The sequence below is a fragment of the Kamptonema formosum PCC 10802 genome (genome assembly GCF_000332335.1).
Lineage (GTDB): Bacteria > Cyanobacteriota > Cyanobacteriia > Cyanobacteriales > Oscillatoriaceae > Oscillatoria.
In genome coordinates this window covers 587,038-609,599 of sequence record NZ_KB235948.1, presented here as the reverse complement: position 1 = coordinate 609,599, position 22,562 = coordinate 587,038, and the positions used below count along the sequence as shown (strand labels likewise).

Genomic DNA, 22,562 nt, shown 5'->3' with positions numbered 1-22,562 from the left:
TTGCACTAATCACAATCTGCCCATCTCACGCAGAGTTTTAATATCTTGTTCAAAATCTTCTACACCCTAGGGAACTGGGATTTGCCGGCTCGCTAGCAGATGCTGGAACGCAATGCGATTCATGCCGGGAAACCGGCTCGCTTGAGCCAGCGTGAGTTTCTCCTTTTGAAAAAGCAAGGTATCCCACGACTGCCAATCCAATTATACCCCCAACCGCCCACCGGCATCCAGCCGGCAGGAATAACAGTCAAAAAGGATGCAGCCGGTCGCCCAGCAGTCGCTACCCCGATCGCCACAGCCCGCGCATTGTTATACTGCTATTGCCGGTCTAGCACAGATGCGCCCCAGCCGGCAGCGTGCCGTTTAATCTCAACCGGCATCTAAATTCCCTCTCGACGGCTTCACACACACCGGCAATGCCCAACATTCCCACCAACCTCCTCACCTCATTCGCCCCTTCACCCAACGCACTGCTTGACGTAATCCGCAAGCAGACAGACGGCTCAATGCTGCGAGAAATCGCGGAAGCCGATTACGGAATGGACGCTGACGCTCACCTGCTAGAGCTGTCCCGCATTCGCGACACCGGCCAAATTCCCGCCCCCATGAAATGGGAGCCAAAAGAAGTTCTTGAACTCATCCGCTGGTCAGAACCAGACGATCCAAACTGGAAGCCGGGAAGCACTGGAACTCGAGGGCACATCATGAGGGCGTTCGCTTGCGCCGCTCTCCTGCGAGCGGCAGCCGATCCTGCAAACGCCGACTACTTTGACAGCGAAAATACTACCATTGCTCAACTGCTTGCCAGCGCACTGGTTCTCGGTCGCGATCTGCAACAGGCAGCAGCAAGCTTTCTCGCCTGGAGAGTCGAACAACTCAACCCTGGCGAAGAACGCCCGTTTTTCGCGCTCGCTCTGCTTATCCTTGCGACACTCCTCGGTCAGCCAAAATTTAGCGAACAAAAATTGGGACGCCTTGCGGACTGGACGATCGCTGAAGAGGCATTTGAACGCCAGGAAGCATATACCTTACCTGAATATGGCGAACAGTGGCTGCTGGGGCTGACCTACCACAATTTGAGGCACAATGTCTGGCAGTCTCTCGCCCACCGGCTTGTCGCTGAGGCAGCCAAGCTGCGCTCCAGTGAAATCCGCTTGCAGTTAGAAGATATAGCCTCCCGAATTCAGGGAAAAAACTGACAGAAGCACTACAGCCGGCCCACAGCTGCGCTTTCGGCGAGTCAGCGCAGTTTTCAAGTCGAGCGCCTATTGTCGTAGATTGGGTTAAACACACCTACAAAACGCCAACATGCAAACTCGCCAAAAACTCTCCCTCCCGGCGATGGGATGCGGGACATGGGCCTGGGGCAACCGGCTCCTCTGGGGATACGACCAAAGCATGGACGACCAGCTGCAAGCCGTCTTTAACCTCTGCGCCAGCACCGGCGTCACCTTATTTGACACCGGCGATTCCTACGGAACCGGCAAACTCAATGGGCGCAGCGAACAGCTTCTCGGACGCTTTTCCAGAGAATATCTCGGCACAAACAGAGACAATATCTGCATCGCCACTAAACTTGCCGCTTATCCCTGGAGATTGACCCGCCAGTCAATGGTATCCGCTTGCAAAGCATCAGCAGGTCGCCTGGGAAAAAACGTAGATTTGGTGCAGATGCACTGGTCAACAGCCAACTACGCACCCTGGCAAGAATCCCCCCTTTTAGACGGTCTTGCCGATCTTTACGCACAAGGATTAGTCAAAGGAGTCGGCCTCTCCAACTTCGGCCCAAAACGGCTCAAACTCGCCCATCAAAAATTTGCCGCCCGAGGCGTTCCCATTGCCACCCTGCAAGTTCAATATTCCCTCCTCTCCACCTATCCCGTCACTGAACTCGGACTCAAAGACCTCTGTGACGAACTGGGAATCAAACTCATTGCCTACAGCCCACTTGTCCTGGGACTGCTGACAGGAAAATACTCAGAAAAAGGCCCTTTTCCCAAAGGCATTCGAGGTCTGCTGTTCAGACAGATCCTGCCAAAAATCCGCCCGCTGCTGTCCTGTTTGCGAGAAATTGCCGAATCCAGAAACAAAACAATGTCACAAGTTGCCCTCAACTGGTGCGTCTGCAAGGGAACCATCCCCATCCCAGGAGCGAAAACCCTACAGCAAGCACAGGAAAACATCGGTGCGTTGGGCTGGCAATTAGACACCGGCGAGATAGCCGAACTCGATAAAGCAGCAGCCGGTGCCGGCAAAAAAATGGTTCAAAACATCTTCCAAACTCAGTGAACCATCCCTTTCCTCCTCTTCCTTGGCGTAACCGGAACGGGGGCGGTTAAAATTTCTTAAAAACAAAAAAGCGCCCCCCGGAACGGAGAGCGCTTTTTTTATCTAGCAACTAGCAATTAGCCCTTGATAGCGGGAGCTTCAACGCTAGCCAAGTCGAGCGGGAAGTTGTGAGCGTTGCGCTCGTGCATAACTTCCATACCCAGGTTGGCGCGGTTGATCACATCAGCCCAGGTGTTGATAACGCGACCTTGGCTGTCAATCACGGACTGGTTGAAGTTGAAACCGTTCAGGTTGAAGGCCATCGTGGAGATACCCAGAGAGGTAAACCAGATACCGATAACCGGCCAAGCACCCAAGAAGAAGTGCAGAGAACGGCTGTTGTTGAAAGAAGCGTATTGGAAGATCAAACGACCGAAGTAGCCGTGGGCTGCAACGATGTTGTAGGTTTCTTCTTCTTGACCGAACTTGTAACCGTAGTTTTGAGACTCGGTTTCGGTGGTTTCACGAACCAGAGAGCTGGTCACGAGAGAACCGTGCATGGCGCTGAAGAGAGAACCGCCGAACACGCCGGCAACACCCAGCATGTGGAAGGGGTGCATCAGGATGTTGTGCTCAGCTTGGAACACCAACATGAAGTTGAAGGTTCCGCTGATACCCAGAGGCATACCATCCGAGAAAGAACCTTGACCGATCGGGTAGATCAAGAACACTGCAGTTGCAGCAGCAACAGGAGCGCTGTAAGCAACACAGATCCAAGGACGCATACCCAAGCGGTAGCTGAGTTCCCACTCACGACCCATGTAGCAGAAAACGCCAATGAGGAAGTGGAAAATCACCAGCTGGTACGGACCACCGTTGTACAGCCACTCATCGAGAGAAGCCGCTTCCCAAATCGGGTAGAAGTGCAGACCGATAGCATTGGAGCTCGGGACAACAGCACCGCTGATAATGTTGTTGCCATAGAGCAGAGAACCTGCAACAGGTTCGCGGATGCCGTCGATGTCCACTGGGGGAGCTGCAACGAAGGCGATGATGTAGCAGATGGTGGCGGTGAGCAGGGTGGGGATCATCAGAACACCGAACCAACCGACATAGATGCGGTTTTCGGTGCTGGTGATCCAGCTGCAGAACCGTTCCCAAACATTGGCGCTTTCGCGACGCTGTAAGGTGGTGGTCATTGATTTATGAGTCCGTTATTTATTTTTCAAGGTTGTCGGTAGCGTTTTCTCTACCTTGATTACTAGATTACACGCCTTATTAAGGTTTGTAAAGGGGGTTTAAGAAAAAATTTACTTATGACAGTGATAAGTTTTTCTTATCAGTTGTCGCTCTCATCCCCTCAGGACTTCTCGTTCCCCGCACCGGCAGGGAATGGCCACTCGTGCGAGCGTGCGGCGCGTGCGCGGGATCTTGCCAGAGGGGGGAGGCTCTGCCTCCTGTGTCCAGCGTTCCCAGGCGGAGCCTGGGAACGAGACTATGCCCAATGCCCAATAGGCACCGGCAACAGCCACTCACCAATTCTCCTCATCCGGATCGGTGGATTTGCTCCAGATTCCCACACCTATTTCATCCAAGTAAACCAGAGCCCGCTGGATTTGGCTGTTCGCTCCCCGGAGTTCCAAATCAAACCAGCCATCACTGGGAGCGTTGCCGGCCAGCAGAGCACCATTGACATTCACGCTCAAGCCGAACTCAGAAATCAGGCGGGAAATTACCGGCTCCTCATGATATTTTTGAGGGATCTGAATCCGGATGCGGATTTGAGTCGGCCTTTTGTCCTCTCCTGGGACATCTGCTGTCTCACCGGCAGGATGAATGAGCGTGTATTCAGAATCTGGTTTATCCTGAGCAATCATCTTAGTCTCCTACTTATTTAACTCATCAAAAACTTCCAAATCTAAATCATTCAAGTAAATTAAAGCGCTGCGGATTTGAGCGCTCGGGCCTTGAAGTTGCAAGTCAAACCAGCCGTCCTCTCTGGCATTTTGGCCAAGTAAGGCTGCCGCAATATTGACGGTCAAGCCGTACTCAGAGACGAGGCGAGAGATTACCGGCTCCTGATGATATTTTGGCGGAATCCGAATGCGGATGCGAGTTATCTGATTTTCCCCTGCAGCAGAAATTGTCATATTTTCCTCCTTTACTGAAAAACGCTTTAGTAACCTTTAGCCGTCGCCCAGGACAGACGGCTCGCCTGTCCTGGCGTAGGACAGGCGTCTCGCCTGTCCTTTCCTAGCGCTATTCAACCTCCTTAATTTTGGTTTTGCGCTCTAGAATTTCCTTCAAGACGAGCGTGACAACTGCGAGAAAAGCCAGCAGGACTGCAGCAGAAAAAGCCGATTGCGTCTGGTACTGCTTGTAAGCTTCCTCCACAAACAGAGGCAGGGTTTGCGTTTGGTTAGCAATATTCCCAGATACCACCGACACAGCGCCAAACTCCCCCATCACCCGCGCATTGGTCAAAATCACGCCATACAGCAGCCCCCAGCGGATATTCGGCAGAGTGACGCGCCAGAAGATTTGCCAGTCATTCGCGCCCAGAGTCCGGGCGACTTCCTCCTGATCCACACCGGCTTCTTCCAAAACCGGAATCACTTCGCGGGCGACGAAAGGCAGGGTGATAAACGCACTTGCCAGCACCATTGCCGGCATGGCGAACACAATTTTAATGTTGGCGGCTTCTAGCAGTGGCCCAAACCAGCCATTCCGCCCGTAAAGCAGGACAATCATCAGCCCCGCCACCACCGGCGACACCGCAAAGGGCACGTCTAAAATGCTAATCAGCAAAGCCCGCCCCCGAAATTGATTCCGCGCAATCACCCAAGCGGCGCACAGCCCAAAAACTGTATTCACCGGCACCACAATCAGGGCGATTATGACGGTCAGCTTTACGGCATGGATAAACGCCGGTTCTGTCAGGTTTTGGAAAAACGGCCCGACACCTTCCTTAAACGCTTGCACGAAGACATTGAGCGCTGGAATGAACATCACTAGCGATAAATAGCCGACCGCCACAGCAATCAACGTGGGTTTCACCCACGGGCGATCCTTTTGAGTCGAGCCGGCTGCCGGTGGGACCTTACTGTTCAAATCTCCAACCTCAGGATTCATAGCGACGCCTCCAAGCTTGCAAGAAGTTAATTGCCAACAGCATCAGCAGAGAGATAGCGAGCAAAACGCTGCCGATAACCGTCGCTCCCGAATAATCGTACTGCTCCAGCCTTTGGATAATCAGCACCGAGGCGATTAAATCTTTAAACGGAATATTAGCCGCCACAATTACAATTGAACCGTATTCGCCCACCGCGCGGGAAAAGCCCAGAGAGACGCCGGTCAAAATAGCTGGGATTAAGGGAGGCAGGACAACGCGCCAGAAGGTTTGCCACTGGGAAGCGCCCAGCGACCAAGCGGCTTCCTCAACGTCCTTTTCCATTTCCTGCAACACCGGCTGCAATGTGCGCACGATGAAAGGCAAGGAGATAAAAATCATTGCCACCCCCACCCCCAGGCGGGTAAATGCCACCTTAATTCCCAGGGGCGCAAGCAGCGAACCAATCCAGCCGTTATCGCTGTAAACTGTTGCCAGGGTCAAACCGGCAACCGAGGTGGGCAGGGCAAAGGGCAAATCAATCGCCGCATCAATTAAGCGCTTGAAAGGGAAATCGTACCGGACTAAAACCCAAGCAATTAAAGTGCCAAAGACTCCATTCACCAGCGCCGCCACCAGCGCTGTCACGAAGGTAACATCATAGGTGGCCACTGCCACCGGATCGGTCGCGATCTTCCAGAAGTTAAGCGGATTTTCCGTGCTCGCTTTTAGCAAAAGCGCCGCCACCGGCAGAAATAGCATCAGGGTGAGATACCCCAGGGTGATGCGCCAAGGCCAAGACAGCTTGGTCAGCTGGCCCACAGGGTTTTGCCCAATCGGATGGGATGGTTCTCGAGCAGATACAGTCATACAGACTACAGACTAAGGACTGGGGACTGGGAAAAGAAAGAAGGTGAGCTTCCTGCTTTTACCTTTTTCTCGTTCCCAGGCTACGCGCTTGCCGCCTAAGTCCGCAGGCCCGGGAATGAGAGCTGGGAGGCATAGCCTCCCTATCGTAACTGAGGTTATCTCTTCAGGCTAGCCTGAATTTTATCAAAAATCGCGCCGTCATCGAAGAATTTCTTCTGAATCGCATCCCACCCCCCCAAATCTTGAGCCGTGAACAGGGTTTTAATCTTGGGATACACGCCGGCAAATTCTCCCTCAACACCGGGGTCAACCGGACGGAATCCCACTTTGGCAAACTCGCGCTGGGCGGCAGGGGTGTAAAGAAACTTAACAAAGGCTTCTGCCACTTGGCGCGTTTTGTGTTTGTCTACATTCTTATCGACGACGGCGACAGGACTGTCGATAGAGATGTTGACATCAGGCAGGATATAGGGCAGGTTCTGGCCGTTCTGCTTAGCCAGAATCATTTCGTTTTCGTAGTTGATCAAGGCATCCCCCTGACCTTGCTTGAAAAAGACGTCGCTGGCTTCACGGGCATCTTTGGGCAGCACCGGCACGTTTTTGTAGACTTTGCTGGTGAATTCCTGCGCTTTGGCGTCATCGCCGCCGGTTTTTGTTACCGCACCCCACAAAACCAGGAAATTCCACCGGGCACCCCCAGAGGTTTTGGGGTTAGCGGTAATTGTGCTCACCCCATTTTTGGCCAGGTCAGACCAGGTTTTGATACCTTTGGGATTGCCGTCGCGGATGGCGATCGCCGCCACGGATTTGTGCACGATGGCGTTATTGGGCGCTTCGCTCTCCCACCCGGGCTGAATCAGCCCAGCTTTCTCTATCTTCTTGGTGTCCAGGGCGAGGGCTAGCGCCACGACATCGGCTTCCAGCCCATCAACCACGGCGCGGGCTTGGGAGCCAGATCCGCCATAGCTTTGATTGAAGGTCACGTTCTGGTTGTGCTTCTGTTTCCACTCTTTGACGAACTGCGGGATGATTTTTTCGTAGGCGGCGCGGGTGACGGCGTAGGAAACCAAGGTCAGCTGTACGTTACCCCCTTGCGCGATCGCAGCTGGGGCGTCGCCGCTGCCGGTGGCGGAATTCCCGGCGCACAGCACCACCGCCACACTTAAGGTAGCCCCCATCAAGAAGAGGGACACAAACTTTTTCACTGGACTGAATCTCACCCTGTTGCTGGACTGCTGCCGGCACCAATCCCAGATGCTTTGCCACTGACTCATTCAACCTTCCTCTCTATACTCCGGTTTTTTGGTCGATATACCGGTGTTTAAGTTCACACACTATACAGGCAAACCGGCAGAAATGCAATCCCTACATCAAGAAAGCCTGACAATGGGGCAGCGGCGGGCATGGGGCATGGCCCCAGGCGCATGGCCCCAGGGACCTGAGCTATACCGACCTGTCTGACACCAACCTCTGTAACGCCCACTTGAATGGTGCCAACCTCAAGGGCGCTAGGCTCCAGAGCGCTCAATTGCAAGGTGCTGTGGGACTGGCCAGGGACAGCCAGACTGCGAGTCAGCCCAATCAGCAGCTTGATGCTGTCCCCCTGCGGCGGGCACCTCGCCGGTGGGCAGTGGGTGTTCGGGCAGTGCCGGGCGGGGCGGGGCATTGGGCATCAGACATTGGGTTAATTATCAACTTTTCTCTAACCCCTAACCCCTAACCCCTAAACCCTAAATTCCTAATTTAAAACCCCGGTTTCCTTAAGAAGCCGGGGTATTTTCTACTATTTTTAGGCAGCCAAGTCTTGATTGGGTACTGGGGAAAAGAAGCAAGGTGAGCTTCGTTCTTTTACCTTTTTCTCGTTCCCCGGCACCCTTGTGCGCTTGCCGCTTAAGTCCGCACGCCCGGGAATGAGAGTTGGGAAGCAGATCCTCCCCAGTGCAAGGCGCGGTTATTTCTTCAGGTTAGCCTGAATTTTATCAAAAACCGCACCGTCATCGAAGAACTTCTTCTGAATTTCATCCCACCCTCCCAAATCTTGAGCCGTGAACAGGGTTTTAATCTTGGGATACTGGCTGGCAAATTCTCCCTCAAGAGCCGGGTCAATAGGACGGAATCCCACTTTGGCGAACTCGCGCTGGGCGGCAGGGGTGTAAAGAAACTGAACAAAGGCTTCTGCCACTTCGCGCGTTTTGTGTTTGTCTACATTTGTATCGACGACGGCGACAGGACTGTCGATGGAGATGTTGACATCGGGCACGACGTAAGGGAGGTTAAGACCGTTAGCTTTAGCCAGAATCACTTCGTTTTCGTAGTTGATTAAGGCATCCCCCTGACCTTGCTTGAAAAAGACATCGCTGGCTTCACGGGCATCTCTGGGCAGCACCGGCACGTTTTTGTAGACTTTGGCGGTGAATTCCTCAGCTTTGGCGTCATCACCGCCGGTTTTTGTTACCGCACCCCACAAAACCAGGAAATTCCACCGGGCACCTCCAGAGGTTTTGGGGTTGGCGGTAATCGTGCTCACCCCATCTTTGGCCAGGTCTTCCCAGCTTTTGATGCCTTTGGGATTGCCGTCGCGGGTGACAATCGCCGCCACGGATTTGTGCACGATGGCGTTATTGGGCGCTTCACTCTCCCACCCGGGCTGAATCAGCCCAGCTTTCTCAACCTTCTTGGTGTCCAGGGCGAGGGCGAGCGCCACGACATCGGCTTCCAACCCATCAACCACGGCGCGGGCTTGGGAGCCAGATCCGCCATAGCTTTGATTGAAGGTCACGTTCTGGTTGTGCTTCTGCTTCCACTCTTGCGCAAACTGCGGGATGATTTTTTCGTAGGCGGCGCGGGTGACGGCGTAGGACACCAAGGTCAGCTGCACGTCACCGCCTTGCGCGCTGCCGCCTTGCGCCTCACCGCCGCCGCTGCTGGTAGAATTGCCGGTGCACGACGCCACCGCCACACTTAACGTCACCCCTATCAAGAAGAGGGACACAAACCTTTTCACTGGACTGAGTTTCACCCTGTTGCTGGACTGCTGCCGGCACCAATCCCCGATGCGTTGCCACGGACTCATTCAACCTCCCTCTCTAAACCCCGGTTCTTCGGTCGGGATACCGTTATTTCAGTTTACACATTATACAGGCAAACCGGCAAAAATGCAATCCCCACATCAAGGGAGCCGGGGAATGGGGCATGGGGCATGGGGCATGGGGCATGGCGCATGGGGCATGGCGCATGGGGAAGATTTTCAGCTTTTGCCCAATCCCCAATCCCCAATCCCCAATCCCCAATGCCCAGGGCCCCTATGCCCAATACCCCTCACCCCCATCCCTGACCTCTCACCCCTCACTCTCACCCGAAATCGCCAAAGCTTAACCCCTAACGCCCTATCTCCTGATTGGGGGTTGAACAGGGTGAGTGAATGAGGAGTGTGGGGTGATACCTTAATTGACAGATAATAAATTTTATGGGTGGGTCACTTGCCACCAGGAACCCCGGTGAGTGGGACAGCTGAAAGGAAAAAAATATGAAACGGCGAATCTTAGTGAGCAGCGGACTGCTGATAGCTCTTTACACCGGCTGTGGGGCGGAGGGGGCGCACGTCAAACGATTGCTGGAAACCAAACAGTGTCAGGGGTGCAGCCTGGCGGGCGCAAATTTGACGGGGGCCATGCTGGGGGGTGGGAACCTCAGGGGTTCCAATCTCAGTCACGCCCATCTCAATGAGAGCAATCTCTTTTCTGCAGACTTGAATGGTTCGCAGCTAGCCGGTGCCAACCTGCAACGCGCCGACCTCAGAGGAGCAAACCTCCAAGGTGCCAACCTCCAAGGTGCCAACCTGAAGACGGCTGATTTGAGTGGCGCAGATCTCAGAGATGCTGACCTCAAAGGTGCTGACCTGAGCTATACCGACCTGTCTGATACCAACCTTTTTAATGCCCGCTTGAATGGTGCCAACCTCAAGGGTGCTAGGCTCCAGAGCGCTCAATTGCAAGGTGCTGCTGGACTGGCCAGCGACAGCCAAACTGCGAGTCAGCCCAATCCGTAGCTTGATGCTATCCCCCTGATTGCGGCGGGCGAGCGCCGGTGTTTCAGGACCGCTCAGATCCTGTCCGGAAGCCCGGTAGAGACGCTCTTTATCGCGTCTCTACAATATTTTTACAATCTCGATGCAAGCGGAGTTTATATCCCTCAGGGTTTCTCCTAATTTCCCGCCCCGGCTCCCTCAAAAGACCGGGGTTTTTTATTGGCTGTTTAGCCGGCCATCTCTTGAGATTTCATTCTTTAATAAATGCGCTGCTAGGATGGGAACTCACACCGGCTCGTTTGGATTTGAAAGCATACAGCGGGAATGCCGGTGCTGCTCCCAGACCGGCTATTTTCTGGCACACGCACTAACAGGAATGCCGGCGGTTAAACACATTTTCATTTTTTTGTCAATGCCTCCTAGAGCCTAACCCAGAGATTTACAACCCTAGACTGACGGCGTGTTTAGCAATCTCTCTCTCAGGAGCGGTGCCGGTTGAAGCTTGTGGCTGTTATGTTGACTGTAGATAACAGCCTGAACCTGACGGGCGTTATGCCGCTGAAGTGCGGATGCTGCAAAAGAGAATTGTCTGCAGGCGGTGGGGGAGTGCTTTCAGTTCTTCCACTTCCCTCCTGCTGAGCGCCGGCGCAACCCAACCGAGGGAGCGGTATTCGGGAACTCGCGCCTGCAACCAATCTCATCAATCTCTGTGCGAGAAACTTGAGAGAGCAGGATTTAATCCTGGATTCTTGACGCAAAGCAGTAGGACACGGTATAATGAGATAGGTCAGTCGCGAAAAAATAGCGTTAGCGAACCGTGCCGACCGATCGAGTTGAAAATAGTGCTTGATTTCTTATCCGCCTTTGAGACTTCCGACACGGTTGCCAAGCGAAACAGGAAATTGAGCTTAAAGCAGCTGTCATCGGCGCTGAGCGTGAAAGCGCTCTGGGTTTAAGTAGGTGCCAAAACACCGACCTGAAACGTTCCTGAAATAGTGCTTTCGGGATTTTCCTGAAAGCTTTGCGGGATACCGCCTCTATCACTTTCATTGGTGATAGTGCTATCGTCACATTGTCCGGGAATGCCCGGAATAATGTCGCGTAAATGTATCAGCAGCTTACAGAAGCCCTAAATAGTAGCGAGGGAGGAAAAGATTGTTATGACCGAGAAAACGCAGACTTCTGCAGGGCGTGGGGAACACACTCAACCCGTGTCGGGTAAAGCTGACGCTCATTTAACCGAGGAAACCATGATTAACAGTGAGAACCAGGAACCGGGCGACCGGCAGAACGAAAATACGCCTCCCATAGGGGGTGAAACTGAAGCTCAGCGACGCGAAGAAATGGCGGCTCACAGTCAGAGCCAGCCGCCTTCCGCTGAGCTGCAGGAAACTGCCCAGACAGGTCCGCCGGGCGGCCATCCAGTCGCCACACGCATTGGTGCTGCTGTTGGCGGCGTAGCTGGAGCCGCGATTGGCAGTTTAGTCGGTGGCAGACCGGGAGCGGTGATTGGTGCTGTGGCCGGCGCAGTCGCCGGCGGCATCACCGGCAACGAAGCTGCTGAGAGTGTTAATCAGACTGTACAAGGGGTCGTAGAAGCCGTCAAGCCCTCTGTAGAAGGTGTGGCGGAGTCAGTCAAAACCACTGTTGAGGAAGTCAAGCCCTCTGTCGTGAGTGCGGCGGAGTCTCTCAAGGAAGCCGCTCAGAGTGTCAAGCCCTCTGTAGAGGGTGTGGCGGAGTCAGTAAAAACTGCTCTTGAGGATGTCAAGCCTTCTGTCGAAAAGGTAGCGGACTCGGTAAAAACTGCTCTTGAGGATGTCAAGCCTTCTGTCGAAAGGGTAGCGGATTCTGTACAAAACACTCTTGAGGATATCAAGCCCTCTGTTGTGCGGGTAGCGGACTCTGTAAAAGATGCCGTTGAGGATGTCAAACCCTCTGTAGTGCGGGTAGCGGACTCAGTAAAAGATGCAGTTGAGGATGTCAAACCGGCTGTAAAAGAGGTCGGGGAATCCGTCAGGAATGCTGTTGAAGATGTCAAGCCATCTGTAAGAGCTGCAGGGGAATCCGTCCTGGGTGCGGTTGAAGATGTCAAGACATCTGTTAAAGGTGCGGGAGAATCCGTCAAGGGTGCCGCTGAAAATGTCAAGACATCTGTTAAAGGCACACAGGAGTCAGCCCCACCGGCATTCGAGCGCATCCCGCCCTATCCTGTGCTAGGGGAGACTTTCAAACCGGCATCCGAGCGCATCCAGCCGTCTCCTACGGTAGGGGAGACTTTCAAACCGGCATCCGAGCGCACCCAGCCCTCTGTCACCGGCATTGGCGAGTCTCGCACTGAATACACTCCGACTGTCTCGCCACCTGTGACTGAGAGCGCCCGACTGCATGAAGAGCGCCGGATTCCACAGCCGCCGCCGGTGACTGGCAATACCGGCATTACAAGGCCGGTGCAAACTCACATGGCTCCTGTGCCGGTGAGTGAGGACAGAGAAGAACGGGTTTTCGACCGCAATATCCCTGCTGATACTCAAATCTCAACAGTTAAAGACGAAGACCGATTCCTAGACCTTGACACTGAAGACGAGGAGAGCACCGTTACAGTCAGAAGGCTCTACTAAGCTGGTTCAAGCTGCCTTGTTTGCCTAAAAGAGTGTTCTAAACAAAAAGTGAAGGAGCCACTGGCTGCCCTCACTTTCCTGTTAAGCTATTACGCTAATAATGCTGCTTGTTGGGAAAAGGAGGCTGAGCCTCCAGAACAGCGTTCCCAGGTGGAGCCTGGGAACGAGGGGATAGGTAGCGCAAATTAAATGCGCCAAATTAAATGCGCAACAGCTTAGAGAACAGGTGAAGGTGCCAGTGGCTGCCCTCACTTTTTTGTTATATAGCGGTTCTCATATTAGTGAGGTGGTGAGAAACCCGGTTTCTTAAAGAAACCGGGTTTCTGGGCCATAGTTCATCTAACTGAGAACCGCTATAAACACCCTCTTCCTCAGCATGGGGCCAATGTCCAGTAGCAAAACGGTGCTGTTATATTCGAGCCGCAATTGATGTCCAAATAAAATTTCATAAATTCATCATTGGGCAACAGCCCCACCGGATCTGTCGAAAGACCCTCTTTAAGACCCTCAACCAAATACATGTCAATCTCGCCCTTGTTTTTCGCTTGGATTTTCCCCCGATAGTCAACCTTAAATAAATCGCCGGTCAGCTCAAAAGTGTAGCGGGAAATGTTGACTCTTCCAGGGATGCCGGAGGATTCCATTCGGGAGGCGGTGTTAACCGTGTCTCCCCAGACATCGTAAGCAAACTTATTTCGGCCAATCACCCCCGCGAGTAAAGGCCCTGAGTGAATCCCGATGCGGATATCCCAGTAGGGCTGGTTATTTTTAAGCTTCTGCGCTTTCCGCAGGTACATGAATGTTTGAATTTCCAGAGCAGCCAGCACGGCATCAATTGCGTGAGTGCGATTTGGCGTGGGAATCCCACCGGCACACATGTAACTGTCCCCAATTGTCTTCAATTTTTCTAAATTGTATTTGTCGATCACCCTGTCGAAGTAACTGAAGCAATAATCCAGTTCGCCAACGAGTTCCTCTGGCGTCATCTGTTCAGCGAGCTGGGTGAAGCCCTTGAAGTCGGTAAATAAAACCGAGGCACTTTCATAATAGACAGGTTTTACTTTCCCCTCTTGTTTTAGCTCATCGGCAATCTCTAGGGGAAGTATATTCAAAAGCAGTTTGTCAGACTTTTGCTTTGATTCTTCGAGTTCGGCATACAGCCGGTTCAACTCTTCAAAGCGCTCGGCGTTGCGGATAGCAGCGGATAATTGCAGCGCCAGCAAGTAGCCAATGCGGACATCTTCGTGAGTGTAGGCACCGGCTTTTTTCGTGGCAAAGTTGATTGTGCCTATCACCTGGCGCTCACTTTCCAGGGGGATGGCAATTAGGGAGGTGTAGGCGTCCAGACCTATTGTACTGCCTGTCTCCGGGCTTTGCGCAACACGCTCGCGAATTAGCTGGGGTTGCTTCGTTTTCATGGCGCAACCTATGGGATTGGTGGGAGCCAGCTGGCTGTCATCGAACTCAACCGGCGGGCCAAAAAGCCTCACAAAGCGGCAAGAACCCCTGTGACAGATATACACGCTCAGGTGCTCGAAGTCCAGCAGCCATTTCGCTTGTTTGCCCACAATCCGCAAAATCTCATCCAGATTTAGGGACCGATTGATCGCCGTGGCAATTTCATTGACGGCGGCAATGCGGCTAGACAGCGCCTGGACTTCTGCGAGCAGGTGCCTGGTTGTTTGCAAGAGTTCTTCCCGATCCTGTGATTGCAGCTCCCTACCTTTCATTGAGGGGGAGTTGGGTGTCATAGGGCGTCTATCTCCAGGGCAATCGCATCCGTATACTGGTTGACTTGTGTGAACAAGTTTGCAGTGGCAATTATTTCAAATATTTCGGCATCATCCAGCCCCAAGTCTCGCAGCTGCTGATAATCTTCAGCCGTCAACTTTTGAGGATGGGTGGCGGCTTGCAAGCCAAAGGTGATTGCGGCTTTTTCGCGCTCCGGAAGCGGGCAGTTGGCAAAGTCTGAGACGAGAGTGCGCAAAACTTCCTCACTGATTCCCAAGGCTGACAGCCCGTGCAGGTGAACTTGCAGGGCGTACTGGCTATTGTTGGCTTGGGAAATGGCAACGCCAATCATCTCTTTGAGGGTGCGGGGCACATCTCCTTGCAGGACAGTAGAGCGGAATTTATTCCAGCTGTTTTCCATAAATTCCGGGTTGGTTGCCATCGATTTGAACAAATTGGGGACGATGCCAAACCCCAGTTCTGCCCGGATTTCGTCATAGACTTCTCTGGCTTTTGAATCGGTCAGTTCGTCGTATTCTAAAATGGGAAAATGCGCCATTGCGGCCTCTTTTTATACTAACGCTGATTCTGAATGCAAGTGCCGAGTGCCGGGTGGCCCTACCCTGTGGCCAGACGGAAGGCTGTTTGGGGGGATTCACCCCTCACCGCTCAATAAATAATTATTACCATTTCAGGCATCCAGTTGTCCAGTGGGCTGGCTCAAGGGTAAGATAAGCTGCAGTGGCACTCTTGCCGGCTCGCAGTCAGGTTTGATGCCGGTGTTTCAGCGGTTTGCAATCTCGCTCACCATGTAAAGCCGGCAGTAGGGGGAACGCTAGGGATTGGCGCAGGTTCCAGCAGCCGGCGGTATGCCCCAGGGATGCCGGCGGGCGGGGAAAGGTAAAATTTTGAGACAGGGTTGCGCAAATGAGCGAGAGTGTGCTATGTTGATAAAGTCGCTGGTGTAACTCAGTTGGTAGAGTAGCTGATTTGTAATCAGCCTGTCGCAGGTTCAAATCCTGTCACCAGCTTTAAAACAGGAGTGTGGCCACGCGGGATGGACCCCTCCACCGGCACCCCCCGCAACGGCTTTCCCGCCGGCACCCCCCGCAAGCCAAACTTCCCTCCCACAGAGCCGGCTCTACAGTGGCACCGGCAGCACCGGCACCGACACCCTCAACGGCGGCACCGGCACGCTTGTCTTGACAGGAGGCAGCAATGGTGATATACTCCCCACCCCTACCCGCTGCATTGCCCAGTTGACCGGCAACACCAATATTCTGGTCGCTTCTCGACGATGGGCGTCTGGGGGGCATTTCGGGAAGATTTTTGAGAATATCCGGTTGAAAGCATATATACAAAACCGGTCTAAACTCGGATATTTTTGAAAATCATTTAATCGGAAATTGTAAAACAGCTTCACCGTCGCTCGCCCCCATGAAAAGGCTTGACTGCCGCCTGTTTCAATCCAAAATCCGGGCGTCCAAAATCCAAAATTGGTATAAGAAGGGCTCTGGGGCTGCCCTGTGTTAGGATGGGGTCGCTTGCGGTGGTTGCCGGATGGTGCAAAGGTAGAAGCTGAGATGACCAAATTCAACCAAAATATCCATCGGTTCGGGGAGTCAGAGCGCCTTGGCGTCTACCGGGCGATTTACGAGCGGCGGGATATCCGCTCCACTTTTACGCCGGCTCCCATTGAGGATGAGGTACTGGCTCGCCTGCTCGACGCCGCCCATCACGCGCCTTCGGTGGGGCTGATGCAGCCGTGGCGGTTCATCCTAATTCGGGATGCCGGTGTGCGTCAAGGCGTATACGAGATATTCAAGCGGGCGAACGAAGCCGCATCGTCAATTTACCAGGACGAGCAAAAAGTATTATACAGCACTTTGAAGCTCTCCGGCATCCTGGACGCGCCGGTAAACCTGTGCGTGATTTGCGACAGTAACAGCAAGCGCGGACACGGTTTGGGGCGACAGACAATGCCTGAAACAGCTGTCTATTCTACCGTTTGCGCTATCGAAAACCTGTGGCTGGCGGCTCGCGCCGAGGGCGTAGGAGTCTGCTGGATGAGCATTTTTCAGCCAGAGGAATTGCGGGAGTTGCTGGGGATTCCAGCAGAGATGGTACTGGTTGGGTATTTGTGTTTGGGTTACGTGTCGCGGTTCGATTCCCAATCGGAATTGTCACTACAAGGCTGGGAAAAACCGGCTAGTCTGGCGAATTTTATACATTTTGAGCGCTACGGTGCGGCGGATGATCAGCGCGCCGCAGAGTTGCTGAATTCTCTGACAGACGGGGAGGATCTCGAAAGCGCTTCCTGAGGGGGTGTGGGGTGCCGGTGGCGTGCCGGTTTTTCGGGTGCCGGTGGGGTGCCGGTGTTTCGTTTGTAGCTTAGATCCTGGCGATTGAAATCGCGGCTATACAGACGAAGCCCGCCTACGCGGGCTAAGAGTAGAGCAAGATTCTCACTCCAAAGCGCGGTTTTTTTCGAGGAAAGACGAGGAAAGGGGGCGACGAAAGGTTCTCTCGAAAGCTCCCCTCCCCGTTAACGGGGAGGGGTTGGGGGTGGGGTAAAACCCCCCATCGATTCGCCAACAGCTTCTTTCCAATCGCCCGGGACCTAGCAAAAAGGCGCATTTATAATGTAAATAAACCCCCACCGGCACCCCACCGGCATATAGACAACCCCGGATATAAATAAACCCGCCCCTACCCCACCGGCATATAAATAAACCCACACCGGCACCCCACACCGGCACCCCACACCGGCACCCCACACCGGCACCCCCCACCGGCATATACACAACCCCGGATATAAATAAACCCGCACCGGCACCCCCGGCACCCCACAATTCAAATCCCCTACGGGACGGGTTTATTGCGGGGGGAATATATGCCGGCGAGGGGAAAGATATTGCGGGCGAATTAAGGGGGGATTCTCCGCCTCCAGAAAGCGAAATATTGCTAACTTGTAGGAGACAAATCGGCAATACCAACAAACCGGTGTTGCCAGGATATGCCTGGAAACGAGGAAAACGAAGAAAAAAACCGCGCAGATTTTGAGAGTCTCGCTCTTCTCTTAGCCCGCGAAGGCGGGCTTTGTTTGTATAGCCGCGATTTCCAATCGCCCGGGACCTAGCAAAAAGGCGCGTTTATAATGTAAATAAACCCCCACCGGCACCCCCCACCGGCACCCCCCACCGGCACCCCACACCGGCACCCCACAACGCCATCCCACAATTACAATGCAGGGGCGGATTCTGCCGAAATCTCTGCCACACAACCCCGGATATAAATAAACCCGCCCCGCCACACCCGCACCCCACAATAACCAACGCACTCTACGGCATCCGCCAAATCTTGATGGTTTTGTCACCACTGCCACTGACTAAAGTTTTGCCATCGGGGCTGATGGCGACAGAAAGAACCCCGGAGGTTAAATCCATGTAGGTATGCCCGGTGAGGGTATTTTGCAGGGTGCCGGTGTCGGGATTCCAAATCTTGATGGTATTGTCCCAACTGCCACTGACTAAAGTCTTGCCATCGGGGCTGATGGCGACAGAACGAACCAAGTCGGTATGCCCGGTGAGGGTATTTTGCAGCGTGCCGGTGTCGAGATTCCAAATTTTGATGGTATTGTCACCACTGCCACTGACTAAAGTCTTGCCATCGGGGCTGATGGCGACAGATTGAACCCCGTCGGTATGCCCGGTGAGGGTATTTTGCAGGGTGCCGGTGTCGGGATTCCAAATCTTGATGGTACTGTCACTACTGCCACTGACTAACGTCTTGCCATCGGGGCTGATGGCGACAGAATTAACATCGTCGGTATGCCCGGTGAGGGTATTTTGCAGCGTGCCGGTGTCGGGATTCCAAATCTTGATGGTATTGTCATTACTGCCACTGACTAACGTCTTGCCATCGGGGCTGATGGCGACAGAATTAACCCAGTCGGTATGCCCGGTGAGGGTTTTTTGCAGGGTGCCGGTTTCCAGATTCCAAATCTTGATGGTATTGTCACGACTGCTACTGACTAAAGTCTTGCCATCGGGGCTGATGGCGACAGAAAAAACCCAGTCGGTATGCCCGGTGAGGGTTTTTTGCAGGGTGCCGGTGTCCAGATTCCAAATCTTGATGGTATTGTCACCACTGATACGCTTGATGAGATTGTCACCACTGCTACTGACTAAAGTCTTGCCATCGGGGCTGATGGCGACAGAAGCAACCCAGCTGGTATGCCCAGTGAGGGTGTTCTTTAAAAAGAATGGGCTGGAAATCAGATCAATTGGATTTGACGGAAAGATTTGATAGCGAAATAGCCCATAGATTTGAGTTCCTGCCAATTCCGACAGCAGGATAGCACCGGCTGCCATCCAGGGATTTTTATTCAGCTGAGAAACTCTGGAAATCAGCCCTATTAAATTTAACGTAAAGGCACCGGCTGCCCCCCGGAGATTTACAGTCGGTTGAGAAACTACCTTAGGCGGCGATGGCGGTGGCGGCGGTGACGTCCATTTTGGCTGTCGCGGCGGCAGTGGCGGCGGTGTCAGTTGCGGTTTGCGCTGCAAATCCCTCAGCACCTCAGCAGCTGATTGATAGCGCTGCAGTCGCTCTTTTTGCAACAGCTTATCCAGAACCCCCTGCAATTCCAGACTCACAGATTGCCGCAAATGCTGCCGCCAAGTCCCCACCCACTCATAGCCCTTATTCAGAAACAGGGCATAGGGGTTAGCTTGAGTGAGCAACTGAAAGCAAGTCACGCCCAAACTAAATAAATCGCTCGCCGGATACGCCTCACCGACATCCATTTGCTCAAACGGCGCATATCCCAGCGTGCCAATTTGCGTTCCCCTCACCGAGAGGGTTGCCGCTAACTGCTTCGATGCCCCGAAATCAATCAGCACGAATTGACTTTGCCCCCCTTTCCCTTGAGGGTAAAGAGGCGTCTGGTTCGGGGGCGCGGTGCGGCAGATAATATTCGGCGGCTTGATATCTCGGTGAATGATATCGCGCTCGTGGATAAACTGCAACACCGGCAGCAGTTCCAGCAACAAATTTCGCACCTGACTCTCCCCCCACAACCCCTGCTGCAACTTCTTCCCCAAAGTCTCCCCCTCAATAAACTGCTGCACGAGATACAGGTGACCGTCTTGCTCAAAATAAGCGTATAATGTAGGTATCTGCGGGTGTTCTCCCAGCTGTTGCAGCCGCCGTGCCTCTTGCTCAAATAACTCCGTTGCCTTCCGCAGGGCGGCGGTGCCTTGCGTTTTCGGCGCTAGCTGCTTGATGACGCAGCGCTCATTGAGTTTATCTATATCTTCTGCGAGATAGGTTCTGCCAAACCCCCCCTCATTGGAAAGCAGCTGGATGGGGCGATAGCGAATTCTCAGCAGCACCAGTGGCGTGCGGCAATTCTGGCAGAATTTTGTCCCGTCGGGATTGTGCGGATTCTGGCAGTCGGGGTTCAGGCAGCAGTGCATAATTACACCTAAGGGCAGATGTTGCTTTCTATGGTAAGTGATGAGTGGTATAGGCGTAGGGCAGGCGTCTCGCCTGCCCTGAATGTCTAATGTCCTAACCAATGTAGCTAGTGCTATAATGCCGGCACTGCCGGTGGGGCTAAAGCCCAACTACGAACTTTTGGGCTAAAGCCCAACTACGAACTTTGGGCTAAAGCCCAACTACAAACAGTGGGGCTTTAGCCCAACTACAAACCGCACACAAATAAGAGGTGCGTTCAGGCGGAACGCACCCTACAGCTACAGCTGAAACCCGCGCAGGCGGGTTTCGTTTGTGTAGCGGCGATTTCAATCGCCGGTAGTTCTATCAGTGTTTGCCGCTATTCCCCCCATTGCCACCGGCACCGGTGGTGGCGATCACCCGCTTCGCCTGCGGTTCCGGCACTTCTTGCAAATGGTCGAACTTCCAATTGAAGTACCCCACCCCCAGCGTCAGCGAGCGCAACTCCACAATTAAGTCCTGCATCTCCGCTTGCGGCAAATAGGCGGAAACTTTGTCCCAGCCCTTCCACTCAGCCATCCCCTCATAGCCGAGAATTTGGCCGCGACGCCCGCTAATCAGCTGCATCATCTTCGAGGTAAAGTCGCTGGGCGCACAAATCTCCACGGAGGCAATCGGTTCCAGCAGTGCCGGCTCGCACTTGGCCATCCCTTCCTGCATCGCCAGACGCGCCGCCTGTTTGAACGCCTGTTCCGAACTGTCTACCGTGTGGTAAGATCCGTTCGTCAGCGTCACCGCCACGTCCACTACCGGGAATCCCAGCGGGCCGCGATCCAGATACTCCCGCACGCCCATTTCTACGCCGGGGATGTACTGTCGGGGCACTACGCCACCGACAATTTTCTCACTGAAGTTAAAGCCTTCGCCGCGAGCTTGGGGCGTGATGTCCAGATAGACATCCCCAAACTGCCCGTGCCCGCCGCTTTGGTGCTTGTAGCGCCCGTGTACCGAAGTCGCCGGCTTGCGGATGGTTTCTTTGTAGGGCACTTGGGGCAAGTGTGTCACCATCGGCAGGTTGTACTTGCGGCGCAGCCGGTCGAGGGCCACCTTCAGGTGAATCTCGCCCTGACCCCAGAGGATGATTTCGTGGGTGTCGCCGTGCTGCTCCCACGCCAGGGCGGGGTCTTCTTCCATCAGTTTGGCCAGAGCGCCGGTGATTTTCACTTCATCGTTGCGCTTTTCTGGGGTAATCGCCAGCGCGAACACCGGCGCGATTTGCTCTGCTTCGGGCAATTCTTTCGACGCTTGGCTCGCTGTCAGGGTGTCGCCGGTTTTAATCCCTTCCATGCGACCCAGGGCCACAATTTCACCGGCACCGGCTGCCTGCACGCCCTGCTTTTGCTGGCCGGTCAGCCGGTACACGCCGCCAGCCCGCACGCCGTTGAGCACCATGCCGTCCGTCACCTGGCCCTGCCAGACCCGCACCAGCGAGAGTTTGCCGCCTTCTGGGGTGTAATAGGTCTTCAGCACTTGGGCGAGAGCCTCTTGAGCGTGGAGGACAATGCCCCGCCGCTTGGCCGTGCTCTCCGGTGCCGGCGCTTCCCGCACCAGGGCGTCCAGCAGGGGGCGCACGCCGTAATCTTGCTCGGCGACGCCCATAAACACCGGCACCACCAAGTCCGCCCCCAAATCCTTTTTCAGGTCTTCGACAATCTCTTCTTCGGGCGGATTAATTTCCTCAAGCAGCTCTTCGAGCAGGTGGTCGTCAAAGTTGGCCAGCTCTTCGAGCATTTGCGCCCGCGCCGCGTGTTCCTGCTCTTTGAGCGATTCTGGCACCGGCACGGGATCTGCCGGTGCGCCCGGATGGTAGTGATACGCCTGTTCGGTTATCAGGTCGATAAAGCCAACCAGCTGTTCGCCTTTGCCAATCGGGAACTGCTGCGGGAGGATGGGCCGGGCCGACACGGACTTGAGGGCGTGCAGCACCTCCATAAAGTTAGTCCCGCAGCGCGTCTCGTCCGTGCACAGCCGCTCCATTTTGTTGATGAAGACGAGGTGCGGGATTTCCCAGTCGTCGAGGAATTTGAATAGGGGAGCCAGGGTGAGGGCGCGGGCGCTGTCTGGCTCGCAGACGACAACTGCCGCATCCACGCCCAGGATGGCGCTGTAGGTTTCTTGAGCGAATTCTACCGAGCCTGGGCAGTCCACAAATGTGAAGCGAAGGTCGCCGTACTCGGTGCTGGCGGTGGAAACCTCCACGCTCATTTTCCGATCCCGAGCCTCAGCTGAACTGTCTCCTACGGTGTTGCCGTCTTTGATGCTGCCTTTGCGAGAAATCGCGCCGGTGACGGACAGCAAGCTTTCCAGTAAGGTGGTTTTACCGCTTAAATACGGGCCAACAAGTGCGACGTTACGCAGGCCCGACACTACTTTTTGGGTCATAGTTCCCCCGAAAATCCATACAGTTCAAGAGGTTTGA

The 22,562-nt window shown here is 54.2% G+C and carries 21 protein-coding genes, 1 tRNA gene and 1 pseudogene; 8 read left to right on the top strand and 15 right to left on the bottom strand.

Annotation, left to right across the window (positions count from 1 at the left end; genetic code table 11):
- Positions 1–66 precede the first annotated feature (66 nt).
- On the bottom strand, positions 67–177 hold the full coding sequence (locus OSC10802_RS45745) for a UPF0175 family protein (RefSeq protein ID WP_232731799.1): 111 nt from the start codon (positions 175–177) through the stop codon (positions 67–69).
- Positions 178–356: 179 nt separating this feature from the next.
- Here OSC10802_RS45745 and OSC10802_RS0102640 point away from each other — a divergent pair, with 179 nt between their 5' ends.
- Together OSC10802_RS0102640 and OSC10802_RS0102635 are read left to right on the top strand one after the other, a co-directional pair.
- Complete coding sequence (locus OSC10802_RS0102640; protein ID WP_198525049.1) at positions 357–1,199, top strand: hypothetical protein; 843 nt, start codon at positions 357–359, stop codon at positions 1,197–1,199.
- A gap of 109 nt (positions 1,200–1,308) precedes the next feature.
- The gene (locus OSC10802_RS0102635; RefSeq protein WP_017715232.1) at positions 1,309–2,289 is read left to right on the top strand and encodes an aldo/keto reductase; all 981 of its coding nucleotides are present in this window, start codon (positions 1,309–1,311) and stop codon (positions 2,287–2,289) included.
- Between the two features lie 116 nt (positions 2,290–2,405).
- Here the strand turns inward: OSC10802_RS0102635 and OSC10802_RS0102630 are convergent, their stop codons facing one another.
- From OSC10802_RS0102630 to OSC10802_RS0102605, 6 genes are all read right to left on the bottom strand, one after another.
- On the bottom strand, positions 2,406–3,467 hold the full coding sequence (locus OSC10802_RS0102630) for a photosystem II reaction center subunit D1 (RefSeq protein WP_017715231.1): 1,062 nt from the start codon (positions 3,465–3,467) through the stop codon (positions 2,406–2,408).
- A gap of 333 nt (positions 3,468–3,800) precedes the next feature.
- A complete protein-coding gene (locus OSC10802_RS0102625) occupies positions 3,801–4,145 on the bottom strand; it encodes an NIL domain-containing protein (RefSeq protein ID WP_017715230.1) in 345 nt (114 codons plus the stop codon).
- Positions 4,146–4,154: 9 nt separating this feature from the next.
- Positions 4,155–4,418, bottom strand: coding sequence for an NIL domain-containing protein (locus OSC10802_RS0102620; RefSeq protein WP_017715229.1), 264 nt, complete (start codon positions 4,416–4,418; stop codon positions 4,155–4,157).
- Positions 4,419–4,527: 109 nt separating this feature from the next.
- On the bottom strand, positions 4,528–5,400 hold the full coding sequence (gene cysW / locus OSC10802_RS0102615; RefSeq protein WP_017715228.1) for a sulfate ABC transporter permease subunit CysW: 873 nt from the start codon (positions 5,398–5,400) through the stop codon (positions 4,528–4,530).
- Positions 5,390–6,247, bottom strand: coding sequence for a sulfate ABC transporter permease subunit CysT (cysT, locus tag OSC10802_RS0102610; RefSeq protein WP_026098106.1), 858 nt, complete (start codon positions 6,245–6,247; stop codon positions 5,390–5,392). The genes cysW and cysT overlap by 11 nt, the downstream gene beginning before the upstream one ends.
- 155 nt (positions 6,248–6,402) lie before the next feature.
- Complete coding sequence (locus OSC10802_RS0102605) at positions 6,403–7,521, bottom strand: sulfate ABC transporter substrate-binding protein (protein WP_017715226.1); 1,119 nt, start codon at positions 7,519–7,521, stop codon at positions 6,403–6,405.
- A 209-nt stretch (positions 7,522–7,730) separates the two neighbouring features.
- Between OSC10802_RS0102605 and OSC10802_RS56295 the strand changes: the two genes are divergently transcribed.
- Positions 7,731–7,967, top strand: coding sequence for a hypothetical protein (locus tag OSC10802_RS56295; RefSeq protein WP_071593266.1), 237 nt, complete (start codon positions 7,731–7,733; stop codon positions 7,965–7,967).
- A gap of 231 nt (positions 7,968–8,198) precedes the next feature.
- Here OSC10802_RS56295 and OSC10802_RS0102595 read toward each other — a convergent pair whose 3' ends face one another.
- Positions 8,199–9,320: a sulfate ABC transporter substrate-binding protein gene (locus OSC10802_RS0102595; protein ID WP_017715224.1), complete on the bottom strand. Its 1,122-nt coding sequence runs from the start codon at positions 9,318–9,320 to the stop codon at positions 8,199–8,201.
- 453 nt (positions 9,321–9,773) lie between these two features.
- Here OSC10802_RS0102595 and OSC10802_RS0102590 point away from each other — a divergent pair, with 453 nt between their 5' ends.
- From OSC10802_RS0102590 to OSC10802_RS43860, 3 genes and pseudogenes are all read left to right on the top strand, one after another.
- Positions 9,774–10,295: a pentapeptide repeat-containing protein gene (locus tag OSC10802_RS0102590; RefSeq protein WP_017715223.1), complete on the top strand. Its 522-nt coding sequence runs from the start codon at positions 9,774–9,776 to the stop codon at positions 10,293–10,295.
- Between the two features lie 970 nt (positions 10,296–11,265).
- Positions 11,266–11,379 (top strand): annotated as a pseudogene (locus OSC10802_RS52530) (RNA-guided endonuclease TnpB family protein); the annotation flags it as partial.
- Positions 11,380–11,434: 55 nt separating this feature from the next.
- A complete protein-coding gene (locus OSC10802_RS43860) occupies positions 11,435–12,892 on the top strand; it encodes a glycine zipper domain-containing protein (protein ID WP_017715220.1) in 1,458 nt (485 codons plus the stop codon).
- A gap of 371 nt (positions 12,893–13,263) precedes the next feature.
- Here the strand turns inward: OSC10802_RS43860 and OSC10802_RS38415 are convergent, their stop codons facing one another.
- Both OSC10802_RS38415 and OSC10802_RS0102570 read right to left on the bottom strand, forming a co-directional pair.
- A complete protein-coding gene (locus OSC10802_RS38415) occupies positions 13,264–14,643 on the bottom strand; it encodes an adenylate/guanylate cyclase domain-containing protein (RefSeq protein WP_155967335.1) in 1,380 nt (459 codons plus the stop codon).
- Positions 14,640–15,182, bottom strand: coding sequence for a carboxymuconolactone decarboxylase family protein (locus OSC10802_RS0102570; protein ID WP_017715218.1), 543 nt, complete (start codon positions 15,180–15,182; stop codon positions 14,640–14,642). The genes OSC10802_RS38415 and OSC10802_RS0102570 overlap by 4 nt, the downstream gene beginning before the upstream one ends.
- Before the next feature lie 399 nt (positions 15,183–15,581).
- Between OSC10802_RS0102570 and OSC10802_RS0102565 the strand changes: the two genes are divergently transcribed.
- Positions 15,582–15,654 (top strand) — tRNA-Thr (locus OSC10802_RS0102565).
- Here the strand turns inward: OSC10802_RS0102565 and OSC10802_RS48660 are convergent.
- Complete coding sequence (locus OSC10802_RS48660) at positions 15,655–15,939, bottom strand: hypothetical protein (protein ID WP_155967333.1); 285 nt, start codon at positions 15,937–15,939, stop codon at positions 15,655–15,657.
- A 267-nt stretch (positions 15,940–16,206) separates the two neighbouring features.
- Here OSC10802_RS48660 and bluB point away from each other — a divergent pair, with 267 nt between their 5' ends.
- Positions 16,207–16,944 carry a 5,6-dimethylbenzimidazole synthase gene (bluB, locus tag OSC10802_RS0102560; protein WP_044169933.1) on the top strand — a complete coding sequence of 246 codons (738 nt, stop codon included), beginning with the start codon at positions 16,207–16,209 and terminating at the stop codon, positions 16,942–16,944.
- A 299-nt stretch (positions 16,945–17,243) separates the two neighbouring features.
- Here the strand turns inward: bluB and OSC10802_RS48655 are convergent, their stop codons facing one another.
- The 4 genes from OSC10802_RS48655 to OSC10802_RS0102545 form a co-directional block, all read right to left on the bottom strand.
- The gene (locus OSC10802_RS48655; RefSeq protein ID WP_155967331.1) at positions 17,244–17,480 is read right to left on the bottom strand and encodes a hypothetical protein; all 237 of its coding nucleotides are present in this window, start codon (positions 17,478–17,480) and stop codon (positions 17,244–17,246) included.
- Positions 17,481–17,775: 295 nt separating this feature from the next.
- Positions 17,776–17,904: a hypothetical protein gene (locus OSC10802_RS55400; protein WP_255349112.1), complete on the bottom strand. Its 129-nt coding sequence runs from the start codon at positions 17,902–17,904 to the stop codon at positions 17,776–17,778.
- Positions 17,905–17,964: 60 nt separating this feature from the next.
- Positions 17,965–20,103, bottom strand: coding sequence for a WD40 repeat domain-containing serine/threonine-protein kinase (locus OSC10802_RS0102550; protein ID WP_017715215.1), 2,139 nt, complete (start codon positions 20,101–20,103; stop codon positions 17,965–17,967).
- 346 nt (positions 20,104–20,449) lie between these two features.
- Positions 20,450–22,525 carry an elongation factor G gene (locus OSC10802_RS0102545; RefSeq protein ID WP_017715214.1) on the bottom strand — a complete coding sequence of 692 codons (2,076 nt, stop codon included), beginning with the start codon at positions 22,523–22,525 and terminating at the stop codon, positions 20,450–20,452.
- Between the last annotated feature and the right edge of the window lie 37 nt (positions 22,526–22,562).

What these genes read in the sequence shown, in the direction of transcription:
- OSC10802_RS0102635 (WP_017715232.1), top strand. Translation starts at nt 1,309, where the DNA reads ATGCAAACTCGCCAAAAACTCTCCCTCCCGGCGATGGGATGCGGGACA.
- OSC10802_RS0102630 (WP_017715231.1), bottom strand. Translation starts at nt 3,467, where the DNA reads ATGACCACCACCTTACAGCGTCGCGAAAGCGCCAATGTTTGGGAACGG.
- OSC10802_RS0102625 (WP_017715230.1), bottom strand. Translation starts at nt 4,145, where the DNA reads ATGATTGCTCAGGATAAACCAGATTCTGAATACACGCTCATTCATCCT.
- OSC10802_RS0102620 (WP_017715229.1), bottom strand. Translation starts at nt 4,418, where the DNA reads ATGACAATTTCTGCTGCAGGGGAAAATCAGATAACTCGCATCCGCATT.
- cysW (WP_017715228.1), bottom strand. Translation starts at nt 5,400, where the DNA reads ATGAATCCTGAGGTTGGAGATTTGAACAGTAAGGTCCCACCGGCAGCC.
- cysT (WP_026098106.1), bottom strand. Translation starts at nt 6,247, where the DNA reads ATGACTGTATCTGCTCGAGAACCATCCCATCCGATTGGGCAAAACCCT.
- OSC10802_RS0102605 (WP_017715226.1), bottom strand. Translation starts at nt 7,521, where the DNA reads ATGAGTCAGTGGCAAAGCATCTGGGATTGGTGCCGGCAGCAGTCCAGC.
- OSC10802_RS0102595 (WP_017715224.1), bottom strand. Translation starts at nt 9,320, where the DNA reads ATGAGTCCGTGGCAACGCATCGGGGATTGGTGCCGGCAGCAGTCCAGC.
- OSC10802_RS0102590 (WP_017715223.1), top strand. Translation starts at nt 9,774, where the DNA reads ATGAAACGGCGAATCTTAGTGAGCAGCGGACTGCTGATAGCTCTTTAC.
- OSC10802_RS43860 (WP_017715220.1), top strand. Translation starts at nt 11,435, where the DNA reads ATGACCGAGAAAACGCAGACTTCTGCAGGGCGTGGGGAACACACTCAA.
- OSC10802_RS38415 (WP_155967335.1), bottom strand. Translation starts at nt 14,643, where the DNA reads ATGACACCCAACTCCCCCTCAATGAAAGGTAGGGAGCTGCAATCACAG.
- OSC10802_RS0102570 (WP_017715218.1), bottom strand. Translation starts at nt 15,182, where the DNA reads ATGGCGCATTTTCCCATTTTAGAATACGACGAACTGACCGATTCAAAA.
- OSC10802_RS48660 (WP_155967333.1), bottom strand. Translation starts at nt 15,939, where the DNA reads ATGCCCCCCAGACGCCCATCGTCGAGAAGCGACCAGAATATTGGTGTT.
- bluB (WP_044169933.1), top strand. Translation starts at nt 16,207, where the DNA reads ATGACCAAATTCAACCAAAATATCCATCGGTTCGGGGAGTCAGAGCGC.
- OSC10802_RS0102550 (WP_017715215.1), bottom strand. Translation starts at nt 20,103, where the DNA reads ATGCACTGCTGCCTGAACCCCGACTGCCAGAATCCGCACAATCCCGAC.
- OSC10802_RS0102545 (WP_017715214.1), bottom strand. Translation starts at nt 22,525, where the DNA reads ATGACCCAAAAAGTAGTGTCGGGCCTGCGTAACGTCGCACTTGTTGGC.